The following is an 11,243-nucleotide window of genomic DNA, read 5'->3' on the forward strand; positions in this document are numbered from 1 at the left end:
GTTCAGTCACTGTTGGCTCCGGCAATTTTTTCCTGCCACTGCTGGGCATTCTTGAGAATCACGGCTTCGTTCAGGGTCGTGAGTTTGCGGTTGTCCATCAGGCAACGGCCTCCAACCCAGGTATGGGTTACCTGATCGCGGCTGGCCGCATAGATCAGTTGTGCCACCGGATCATAGACCGGCTGGGTCTCCAGACGGTTCAGATCCACGGCCACCATATCCGCCTGCTTGCCAATTTCCAGTGAACCGAGCTGGTCGTCCCGGCCCAGGGCTCGGGCGCCGTTCAGGGTAGCCATTTGCAGTATCTCGCTGGCGGGCAGGGCATCCGCCTGCAGACTCACACCCTTGCCCAGAAAGGCGGCGGTGCGGGCCTCGCCGATCATGTCCAGGTCGTTGTTGCTGGCGGCACCGTCGGTGCCCAGGGCCACATTGACACCGGCCCTGCGCAACGTTTCCACCGGTGCAAAACCGCTGGCCAGCTTCAGGTTGGATTCCGGACAGTGCACCACCTGGGTGCCGGTTTCTGCCACCAGCGCAATTTCGTCTTCGGTAAGCTGGGTCATATGCACCGCCAGCAGGCGCGGCGACAGCAGGCCCAGATTCTTCAGGCGAGTGAGTGGCCGCTCACCGGTGTTGCCCACCGCCATCTGGATCTCTCCGGCGGTTTCGTGCACGTGCATCATCATCGGCACGTCCAGTTCCTCGGCCAGGGTCAGCACCTTCTGCAGGGGGCCATCGGACACGGTATAGGGCGCATGGGGGCCGAAACCGATCTGGATGCGCGGATCATGGCGCCACTCGTCCATGGCATCGGTGGCCAGGCGCAGGTAGTCCTCCGGGCCGCCGCCCATGGGGGTGGGGAAATCCAGGATCGGGCAAAACAGGCTGGCGCGCAGCCCGGCTTCCACGGTGGCGCGGGCGGCGCTGGCCGGGAAGAAGTACTGATCAGCAAAGCAGGTGGTACCGGAGCGGATCATTTCCGCCGCTGCCAGCCGGGTGCCGTCGAAGACAAACTGTTCGCTGACGAACTGGCCTTCCGCCGGCCAGATATGCTTTTCCAGCCAGGTCATCAGCGGCAGGTCATCGGCGATGCCACGCAGCAGGTTCATGGCCGCATGGGTATGGGCATTGATCAGGCCCGGAATCAGCAGGTGACTGTCCAGCCGCTGGACTGTCTCGGCCTGCCACTTCTCATTGGCCAGTGCGCTGGGCAGCAGGTCGACAATCTGGCCATCACGGACGACCAGGGCATGGTGTTCCAGTACCTCGGCATGGGGCGCCTGATTCTGCGCAACCGGGGCAATCCAGCGGGCGTGGACGATCAGGTCAGCCTGATTGTCGCTCATGCACAACTCCTTGAAGAGGGTGGGGCAATTTTCGCCGCAGTATAGCGTGTCAGAGGCGCTCTTGCCCTTGTTTGGTCGCCTCTGCATCAATGGCGTCTGACTATGGCGCCGAAGCCCTCCGGGTGTGCTATCATCCGGGGCTTTTCCGGGCTTCGTGCCAGAAGCGGGAATGTACGCCCGGTCCGCCGCTGTCGGCAGCGAGCGGGCTGCTATAAGAACAGACTGCACAGGGTGCCATGGGCACGCTGTGAAATCGGCCCCGATCCGGGGCCGGCTTGGGAAAGCCGCAGGGGCTTTTCCGATACTTGTGGAAAGTAAGGATCGCTATGACGGATCTCGCCAGAGAAGTTACCCCGGTCAACATCGAAGACGAACTCAAGCAGTCGTACCTGGATTACGCCATGAGCGTGATTGTGGGACGGGCACTGCCGGACGTGCGCGACGGCCTCAAGCCGGTGCACCGCCGGGTGCTGTTCGCCATGCACGAGCTGAACAACGACTGGAACAAGCCCTACAAGAAGTCTGCCCGTGTGGTCGGTGACGTAATCGGTAAATACCACCCCCATGGTGACTCCGCCGTGTACGACACCATCGTGCGGATGGCGCAGCCGTTTTCCCTGCGCTATATGCTGGTGGACGGCCAGGGTAACTTCGGTTCCATTGACGGGGATTCCGCTGCCGCCATGCGTTACACCGAAGTGCGCATGGCCAAGATCGCCCACGAACTGCTGGCCGATCTGGACAAGGAAACCGTGGATTTCGTCGACAACTACGACGGCACGGAAAAGATTCCCGATGTGATGCCCACCCGGGTGCCCAATCTGCTGGTAAACGGCTCCTCCGGTATTGCTGTGGGCATGGCCACCAATATTCCGCCCCATAACCTGGGCGAAGTGGTGGATGGCTGTCTGGCGTTGATCGATGACGACAGCCTGACGCCGGACGACCTGATGGAATACATCAAGGGCCCGGATTTCCCCACCGCCGGCATCATTAATGGCCGCGCCGGGATTGTGCAGGCCTACCGCACCGGCCGTGGCCGCGTGTACATGCGCGCCCGCGCCGAAATCGAACAGACTGACAAGAGTGGCAAGGAAGCCATCATTGTTCACGAGATCCCCTATCAGGTGAACAAGGCACGGTTGATCGAGAAGATCGCCGAGCTGGTGAAAGACAAGAAGATCGAAGGCATCACCGAGCTGCGTGACGAGTCCGATAAGGAAGGCATGCGCATCGTGATCGAGCTGCGACGTGGCGAAAACGCGGAAGTGGTGCTGAACAATCTCTATCAGCAGACCCAGATGGAGACGGTTTTCGGTATCAACACCGTGGCATTGGTCGATGGCCAGCCGAAGACCCTGAACCTGCGCGAATTGCTGGATGCCTTTATCCGTCACCGCCGGGAAGTGGTGACCCGTCGTACTGTATTCGAACTGCGCAAGGCCCGGGAAAAGGCCCACCTGCTGGAAGGTCTGGCGGTCGCTCTGAGCAACATCGATCCGGTGATCGAGCTGATCAAGGGCTCTCCCAGCGGCGCGGAAGCCAAAGAGAAGTTGTTGGCCAAGGGCTGGACTCCCGGCGACGTGATGCAAATGCTGGAACGTGCCGGTGGTGAAAATGCGGCCCGTCCGGATGGCCTGGACGAGCAGTACGGCCTGCGTGAGGGCCTGTATTACCTGAGCCCGGAACAGGCCCAGGCGATCCTGGATCTGCGCCTGCAGAAGCTGACGGGCCTGGAGCGGGAAAAACTGATCAGTGATTATCAGGAGCTGCTGGAGCAGATTGCCGAGCTGATGCTGATCCTGGCGGACCCGCAGCGCCTGATGCAGGTCATTCGTGACGAGCTGAAAGCGATCCGCGAGGAATATGCCGACGAGCGCCGTTCCGAAATTGTCACGTCCCGTCTTGATCTGAGCATGGAAGACCTGATCGCTGAAGAAACCGTGGTGGTGACCCTGTCCAACGGGGGTTACGCCAAGATGCAGCCCATCGATACCTACCGGGCGCAGAAACGTGGTGGACGCGGCAAGTCTGCGGGACAGCTCAAAGACGAGGATTACGTGGAGCACCTGCTGGTGGCGGGTACCCACGACACCCTGTTGCTGTTCACTGACGCGGGCAAGGTGTTCTGGTTGCGTACCTTCGAGCTGCCCCAGGGTGGGCGCGCGTCCCGTGGCAAGCCCATCGTCAATCTGCTGCCGGCCCTGGGCAATGACGAACGCATTACCGCCATCCTGCGTCTGGACGCGGAAATGGTGCGTCAGCAGAAAGCCGCCGGCGTGGAACCGGAAGCGGACGAAGACGATGTGATTGATGCGGATGAGGTGATCGACGAGACGGTAGACGGCGATGAGGCCGAGGCCGTGGTCGATACCGTGCCGGGTCCGTTTATTTTCATGGCCACCTCCAGCGGCATCGTCAAGCGTACTGCCCTGGCCAACTTTGCCCGTCCGCGCAGCTCCGGCCTGATCGCCGTGAAGCTGCAGGAAGGCGAACATCTGGTGAATGTGGCCATTACCCACGGCGATGAAGATGTGATGCTGGTGGCGCGCAACGGCAAGGCCGTGCGTTTCCATCAGTCCAAGGTGCGCGTCATGAGCCGTCTGGCTCGTGGTGTGCGTGGCATCAAGCTGGCCGAAGGGGTGGACGTGATTTCCCTGATCGTGCCGCAGGAAGAGGGCCAGATCCTGACCGCTTCCGAAAATGGCTACGGCAAGCGTACCCCGCTCACCGAGTACCCCACCAAAGGTCGTGGTGGCCAGGGTGTGATTGCCATGGTGATCAACGAGCGTAACGGTGAACTGGTCGGTGCCACCCAGGTGTTCGGTGGCGAGGACATCATGCTGATTTCCAACCAGGGTACCCTGGTGCGTACCGGTGTGGACCAGATCAGTACGTCCGGCCGTAACACCCAGGGCGTGCGCCTGATTCGTCTGGGCGAGGGCGAGAAACTGTGTGGCCTGGCCACCATCCCCGAGCTGGAAGGCGACGAGGAAGACATCGAAGACGGCGAAGTGCTGGAAGAAGGGGATGTCACTTCTGAAGCACCGGAGTCTGACGCCTCCGACGACGCCGAGGAATAACCTGTAGGAGCGTCGCTTGCGGCGCGATTTACTCGCATCAAGCATTATCGCGCCGCGAGCGACGCTCCTACAGCGGCTTCGTATGAAACTTTAAGCAACAACCCGAGCCCGGTGTTACCGGGCTTCTTTGATTAACCGGTTTGCTACTTTCAATCTAGTCACGGAGAAAATGCATGTCCCGCGCCTATAACTTCTGCGCAGGTCCCGCGGCGCTGCCGACGGACGTTCTGGAGCAGGCCCGTCAGGAAATGCTCGACTACCAGGGCATGGGCCTGTCCATCATGGAAATGAGCCATCGGGACAAGGTGTTCGTGGAGATTGCCGAAAGGGCGGAGCAGGATCTGCGCGATCTCATGGGTATCAGCGAGGATTACGCCGTGCTGTTTCTGCAGGGCGGTGCCTCCACACAATTTGCCATGGTGCCCATGAACCTGCTGGGCGAAGGGCAAACCGCGGATTACATCAACACCGGGCAGTGGTCGAAGAAGGCCATCAAGGAAGCGGGCCGCTACGGCAACATCAACGTAGCCGCCAGCAGCGAAGACACCAATTTCACCACCGTGCCGCCCCAGGACAGCTGGCAGCTGTCTGCCAACCCGGCCTATGTGCACTACTGCCCCAACGAAACCATCGGGGGGCTGGAGTACAGCTTTATTCCCGAGGTGGGTGACAGCCCGCTGGTGGCAGACATGAGCTCCACCATCCTTTCCCGGCCCATCGACGTGAACCGGTTCGGGCTCATTTATGCCGGCGCCCAGAAGAATATCGGCCCCGCTGGCCTGACCCTGGTCATCGTGCGCAAGGACCTGCTTGGCAAGGCCGGTGCCCATGTGCCTGCCATGCTCAACTATCAGACCCATGCGGACAATGGCAGCATGTACAACACGCCGCCCACCTACGCCTGGTATCTGGCCGGTCTGGTGTTCCAGTGGCTGAAAAAGCAGGGCGGGGTGGCCAACATGGCAGAAACCAACCAGCGCAAGGCCGAAAAGCTGTATGGTTTTATTGATAACAGTGGCTTCTACAGCAACCCGGTGGAGACAATCAGCCGCAGCTGGATGAATGTGCCCTTCGTGCTGGCCGATGCCAACCTGGACAAACAGTTCCTCAGCGAAGCGGACAAGGCCGGCCTGTTGAACCTGAAGGGCCACCGTAGCGTGGGGGGCATGCGCGCCAGTATCTACAATGCGGTACCGGAAGCCGCAGTGGATACGCTGATCGCCTTTATGGCGGACTTCGAAAAACGCAACGGCTGAGCGGGGACCGCCATGACCGAATCTCTCGAAAATTTGCGTGATCAGATCGACCAGCTGGACCAGCGGCTGCAGGACCTGCTCAACGAGCGTGCCACCCTGGCTCACAAGGTGGCCGAGGTGAAGATCGCCACGAATCCCAACCCGGTGTTCTACCGTCCGGAGCGGGAAGCTCAGGTGCTGCGCCGGGTCAAAGAGCGCAACCAGGGGCCGCTGGATGGCGAAACCATGGCGCGGTTTTTCCGTGAAATCATGAGCGCCTGCCTGGCACTGGAACAGCGCATGAAAGTGGCGTTTCTGGGGCCGGAAGGCACCTTTACCCAGCAGGCGGCGCTCAAGCATTTCGGTCATGCGGTGGAAAGCGTCCCGCTCGGTGCCATTGATGAGGTTTTCCGGGAAGTGGAAGCCGGGGCCGCTCACTACGGGGTGGTGCCGGTGGAAAACTCCACCGAAGGGGTGGTCAACCACACCCTGGACACCTTCATGACCTCCAGCCTGAAAATCTGTGGCGAAGTGGAGCTGCGTATCCACCATCACCTGTTGGCCGGTGAACACACCCGCCGTGACAAGGTGACCCGGGTCTACTCCCATCAGCAGACCCTGGCCCAGTGCCGCCAGTGGCTGGATGCCCATATGCCGGGGGTCGAGCGCATTGCCGTCAGCTCCAACGCGGAAGCGGCCCGACGCCTGAAGGACGAGTGGAATGCCCTGGCCATTGCCGGGGAAATGGCCGAAGAGCTGTATGACCTGGAAGCGGTGCAGCGCAACATCGAAGATCGTCCGGACAATACCACCCGCTTCATCATCATCGGCCGCCAGGACACCCCGCCGTCCGGCAACGACAAGACCAGCCTGATGATCAGCGGCAAGAACCGCCCGGGCCTGCTTTATGAGGTACTGGCACCGTTCCGGGATGAAGGTATCAACCTGACCCGCCTTGAATCCCGGCCCTCGCGGACGTCCAATTGGAGTTATGTGTTCTTCGTGGACTGCGAAGGGCACAAGGAAGATGGCAAGCTGCAGCCCGTGCTGGACAAGCTGGAAGCAGCCGGCAACACCATCAAGCTGCTGGGCTCGTACCCCAAGGCAGTGCTGTAGCCCGTATTCAGGATAGTGTGACCGTAGGAGCCATGCTCGCATGGCGAAGGTTTCGGTAATTCGCCATGCAAGCATGGCTCCTACAGTGGTTTTGAGGCGTGCTTGGTGAAGATGCCCGTGGATGGCACCAAGCGCCAAGCGTTAGATAGAACCCATTGAATTCGCCAGGCGTGCCGCTCAGGCAGGCAAAGGAGTCATCATGACTTGCGACTACATCGAACTTGCCAACAGTGGCGTTCAGCAGCTCAAGCCCTATGAGCCGGGCAAGCCCATCGAGGAGCTGGAACGGGAGCTGGGTCTCACCGACATCGTCAAACTGGCCAGCAACGAAAACCCTCTGGGCGCCAGTCACAAGGCCCTGCATGCACTCAAACACCTGCATGAGCTGCACCTGTACCCGGATGGCGCGGGTTTTTCCCTGAAGGCGGCGTTGGCGGAAAAGCTGGGGGTGCAAACCCGTCAGCTGACCCTGGGTAACGGCTCCAACGATGTGCTGGACCTGATCGCCCGGGCCTACCTGCAGCCCGGCGATGAAGCGATTTTTTCCGAGTATGCCTTTGCGGTGTATCCGCTGGTGACCCTGGCCTGTAATGCCAGGCCGGTGGCAGTGCCGTCCAATCTCTATGGCCACGATCTGGCCGCCATGGCCGAGGCGGTGACTGAACGCACCCGGGTGATTTTCGTGGCCAACCCGAACAACCCCACGGGCACCTGGTTTAACGCCCACGCCCTGGACGAGTTCCTGTCGCGCATCCCTGAGCGGGTGATCGTGGTGCTGGACGAGGCCTACTTCGAATATGTGGAAGAAAGCCACTACCCGAATGGCATCGAGCGCCTGCAAAAATACCCGAACCTGGTGGTAACGCGGACTTTCTCCAAGATTCATGGCCTGGCCGGCCTGCGCATCGGTTATGGCGTCTCTAATCTGCAGATTGCCGATGTGCTGAACCGGGTGCGCCAGCCGTTCAACGTCAATACTCCGGCCATGGTGGCAGCCGAAGCCGCCTTGTCCGATGACGATCACATCGAGAACTCCCGCAGTGAAAACACCAGCGGCCTGGTGCAAATCGCGGAGGGCTTGCAAAAGCTGCATCTTGAGCAGATTCCCTCGGTGGCCAACTTCATCGCCTTCGACTGTGGCCGCGACGCCATGCCGGTGTACCAGGCGTTGTTGCGCGAAGGCGTGATTGTGCGTCCTCTGGGAGGCTACGGCATGCCGAACTTCCTGCGCGTGACCGTGGGCACCAGCCGCGAGAACGAGCGTTTCTTGCAAGCCCTCAAACATGTGTTGAAGGAAATGACGGATGGGTAACGCCAAACCGTTGGAAATACCCGCTGTAGGAGCACCTCTTGAGGTGCGAACTTGCTTGCGACATGCCGTGCCAGATTCGGTTCGCACCTCGAGAGGTACTCCTACAATGCGAACCGGAGGCGTTTGTCATGTCTGAACCCCTCTTCAACCGCATTGCCGTTATTGGCCTGGGTCTGATCGGCGGCTCCTTTGCGGCGGCTGCCCGCCAGAATGGTCTGGCCAGGTCCATCGTGGCCGGTTCCCGCTCGGCGCGCACCCTGGAGCACGGAATCGCCCTAGGCGTGGTCGATGAAGGCAGCCAGGATCTGGTTGAAGCGGTCAAGGGCGCCGATCTGGTGTTTGTCTCCACGCCCGTTTCGGCCATGGGCAAGGTGTTGAGTGCGCTGAAACCGGGCCTGTCCCGCACGGCAATCATCACGGATGGTGGCAGTGTCAAAGGCAATGTGATCACCGCGGCCCGTGAGTCACTGGGTGAGCATGTCTCCCGCTTCGTGCCCGGTCACCCCATTGCCGGCAAGGAAAAGAGCGGCGTTGGTGCTGCCGATGCGGATCTGTACCGGGACCACCGGGTCATCCTGACCCCCACCGAGGCCACGGACCCGGCGGCCACTGCCCGGGTGCGGGCAATCTGGACCGCCATGGGGGCGGAAGTGCTGCAGATGGCGCCGGATTACCACGATCAGGTCCTGGCGGAAACCAGCCATCTGCCCCATCTACTGGCCTTTTCGCTGGTGGATACCCTGGCCCGGCAGGGCGACTCCACGGAGATCTTCCGCTATGCTGCCGGCGGTTTTCGCGACTTCACCCGTATCGCCAGCTCCGATCCGCTGATGTGGCACGACATTTTTCGTGAGAACAAGGCCGCGCTGCTGCAGTCCCTGGACCTGTTCAGCGACGGTATTTCCCGCTTCCGCCAGGCGGTCAGCGACGATGATTCCGATGCCCTGATGGGCATCATGACCCGCGCCAATTCGGCCCGGGCCCATTTTTTGGCCATGAACGAGCGCACCTCCTATACCCGCGCCCATCATTCAGGTGACGACACAACCATGACAGACAGCACCACTCACAGTGCCTCTCATAGCAAGCATGCCAACCCCACCTTTGTGGTGACGCCGGGTGGCCGACTCACTGGCCGGGTACGGGTACCCGGCGACAAATCCATGTCCCACCGTTCCATCATGCTCGGCTCCCTGGCCGAGGGCGTGACCCGGGTGGAAGGGTTTCTGGAAGGCGAGGATGCCCTGGCAACGCTGCAGGCATTCCGCGATATGGGCGTGGTTATCGAAGGCCCCCACAACGGCCAGGTCACCATTCACGGGGTGGGTCTGCACGGTCTCAAGGCACCGGGCAAACCGCTCTACATGGGCAACTCCGGCACCTCCATGCGCCTGCTCACCGGCTTGCTGGCCGGACAGGCCTTTGATGTGGAGCTCACCGGCGATGCCTCCCTGTCCAAACGCCCCATGGAGCGGGTGGCCCGCCCCCTGCGTGACATGGGGGCGCAGATCACCACGGGTAACGAAGGCCGGCCGCCGGTGCGCATTCGCGGTGGTCAGCCCCTCAAGGGCATCCATTACGACCTGCCCATGGCTTCCGCCCAGGTGAAATCCGCCGTGCTGCTGGGTGGCCTGTATGCGGAAGGTGAAACCTCGGTCACCGAGCCGGCCCCCACCCGCGATCACACCGAGCGAATGCTGGGTGGTTTTGGCTATGACGTGCGCCGCGACGGCGCTACCAGCGCGTTGACCGGTGGTGGCACACTCACCGCCTGCAAGCTGGAGGTGCCCGCGGACATCTCCTCGGCGGCCTTCTTCCTGGTGGGCGCCTCCATTGCCGAAGGCAGTGAGCTGACGCTACCCCACGTGGGCATCAACCCGACCCGTACCGGCGTGATCGACATTCTCAAGCTGATGGGGGCGGATATCCGCCTGGAAAACCAGCGAGATGCCGGCGGTGAGCCGGTGGCTGACATCGTCGTCAAATCCGCACCGCTCAAGGGCATCGACATCCCGGAGGAGCTGGTTCCGCTGGCCATCGACGAATTCCCTGCCATCTTCATCGCTGCTGCCTGCGCCGAAGGGGATACCATCCTGCGGGGGGCGGAAGAGCTGCGGGTGAAGGAATCCGACCGCATCCAGGTGATGGCGGACGGTCTGGCCGCGCTGGGCGTGGATCACGAGGTCTTCGAGGACGGCATTCGCATCAGCGGTGGCCCCTTTGCTGGCGGCGAGATCCAGTCCCACGGCGATCACCGCATTGCCATGAGCTTTGCCATGGCGTCCCTGCGCGCCTCTGGCCCGATTACGATCAATGACTGCGCCAATGTGGCGACCAGCTTCCCGGGCTTTGCCCAGCTGGCAGCCCACGCGGGCCTGAACCTGGAGGTGAAATGACTGCTCCGTCCACCGCTGTATTGACCATCGACGGACCGGTTTCCTCCGGAAAAGGGACCGTGGCCCGTCTGGTGGCGGCCCGTCTTGGCTGGCATCTGCTGGATTCCGGTGCCCTCTACCGGGTGCTGGGTTATCACGCGAGAAATCAAGGGGTTGCCCTGGATGATGAGGCGGCACTGGTGACCATGGCCCAGTCCCTGCCGGTCCGTTTTGTGGAGCAGCAGGGGGATACGGCGGTGATTCTGGACGGTGAGGATGTGTCCAACATCATCCGCCAGGAAAGCGTCGGCGAGCTGGCCAGCCAGGTTGCCGTGCTGCAGCCGGTCCGTGATGCCCTGCTGGCCCGCCAGCGTGCCTTTGCCGAAGCCCCCGGCCTGGTGGCTGATGGCCGCGATATGGGCACCGTGGTGTTTACCTCCGCCCCCCTCAAGATTTACCTCACCGCCAGCGCTGAAGAGCGCGCCAGACGGCGCTTTGAGCAGTTGAAGGAAAAGGGCTTTGGTGCTACCCTCGCGACCCTCGTTGAGGACATCCGCACCCGGGATGACCGTGACATGAACCGTGAGGTGGCACCTCTATGCCCGGCAGACGATGCCGTGGTGATAGATTCCACCACCCTGTCGGTTGATGACGTGGTCGACCGGATTCTTGATGAGGCTGCCGCCCGCCAACTGGTGTAAGGCAGCACACACGCCATCGAACTCCTTCGGCAATCCGTGTCGAGGGGGGATTCTGATTTTGTGTAAAAGCGGTTG

7 protein-coding genes are annotated in these 11,243 nt (G+C 61.6%); 6 read left to right on the plus strand and 1 reads right to left on the minus strand.

Features of this window, described 5'->3' with window-relative positions; all coding sequences use genetic code 11:
* Positions 1–2: 2 nt before the first annotated feature.
* On the minus strand, positions 3–1,346 hold the full coding sequence (locus A3714_RS12650) for a TRZ/ATZ family hydrolase (RefSeq protein WP_062817693.1): 1,344 nt from the start codon (positions 1,344–1,346) through the stop codon (positions 3–5).
* A gap of 326 nt (positions 1,347–1,672) precedes the next feature.
* On the opposite strand from A3714_RS12650, the gene gyrA reads away from it, so the two are divergent.
* The 6 genes from gyrA to cmk all read left to right on the plus strand — a co-directional run bounded on the left by gyrA (position 1,673) and on the right by cmk (position 11,168).
* Positions 1,673–4,429 carry a DNA gyrase subunit A gene (gene gyrA, locus A3714_RS12655; protein WP_063509412.1) on the plus strand — a complete coding sequence of 919 codons (2,757 nt, stop codon included), beginning with the start codon at positions 1,673–1,675 and terminating at the stop codon, positions 4,427–4,429.
* Positions 4,430–4,602: 173 nt separating this feature from the next.
* A complete protein-coding gene (gene serC / locus A3714_RS12660; protein WP_063509413.1) occupies positions 4,603–5,685 on the plus strand; it encodes a 3-phosphoserine/phosphohydroxythreonine transaminase in 1,083 nt (360 codons plus the stop codon).
* Positions 5,686–5,697: 12 nt separating this feature from the next.
* Positions 5,698–6,780: a prephenate dehydratase gene (gene pheA / locus A3714_RS12665; protein ID WP_063509414.1), complete on the plus strand. Its 1,083-nt coding sequence runs from the start codon at positions 5,698–5,700 to the stop codon at positions 6,778–6,780.
* A 199-nt stretch (positions 6,781–6,979) separates the two neighbouring features.
* A complete protein-coding gene (hisC, locus tag A3714_RS12670) occupies positions 6,980–8,092 on the plus strand; it encodes a histidinol-phosphate transaminase (RefSeq protein WP_063509415.1) in 1,113 nt (370 codons plus the stop codon).
* A gap of 128 nt (positions 8,093–8,220) precedes the next feature.
* Positions 8,221–10,488: a bifunctional prephenate dehydrogenase/3-phosphoshikimate 1-carboxyvinyltransferase gene (locus A3714_RS12675; protein WP_063509416.1), complete on the plus strand. Its 2,268-nt coding sequence runs from the start codon at positions 8,221–8,223 to the stop codon at positions 10,486–10,488.
* A complete protein-coding gene (gene cmk / locus A3714_RS12680) occupies positions 10,485–11,168 on the plus strand; it encodes a (d)CMP kinase (protein ID WP_063509417.1) in 684 nt (227 codons plus the stop codon). Before A3714_RS12675 ends, cmk begins: the two co-directional genes overlap by 4 nt.
* Positions 11,169–11,243 lie beyond the last annotated feature (75 nt).

Origin of the sequence: Alcanivorax sp. HI0007, from assembly GCF_001635525.1 — a bacterium.
In the GTDB taxonomy this organism is placed as follows: domain Bacteria; phylum Pseudomonadota; class Gammaproteobacteria; order Pseudomonadales; family Alcanivoracaceae; genus Alcanivorax.

What these genes read in the sequence shown, in the direction of transcription:
- A3714_RS12650 (WP_062817693.1), bottom strand. Translation starts at nt 1,346, where the DNA reads ATGAGCGACAATCAGGCTGACCTGATCGTCCACGCCCGCTGGATTGCC.
- gyrA (WP_063509412.1), top strand. Translation starts at nt 1,673, where the DNA reads ATGACGGATCTCGCCAGAGAAGTTACCCCGGTCAACATCGAAGACGAA.
- serC (WP_063509413.1), top strand. Translation starts at nt 4,603, where the DNA reads ATGTCCCGCGCCTATAACTTCTGCGCAGGTCCCGCGGCGCTGCCGACG.
- pheA (WP_063509414.1), top strand. Translation starts at nt 5,698, where the DNA reads ATGACCGAATCTCTCGAAAATTTGCGTGATCAGATCGACCAGCTGGAC.
- hisC (WP_063509415.1), top strand. Translation starts at nt 6,980, where the DNA reads ATGACTTGCGACTACATCGAACTTGCCAACAGTGGCGTTCAGCAGCTC.
- A3714_RS12675 (WP_063509416.1), top strand. Translation starts at nt 8,221, where the DNA reads ATGTCTGAACCCCTCTTCAACCGCATTGCCGTTATTGGCCTGGGTCTG.
- cmk (WP_063509417.1), top strand. Translation starts at nt 10,485, where the DNA reads ATGACTGCTCCGTCCACCGCTGTATTGACCATCGACGGACCGGTTTCC.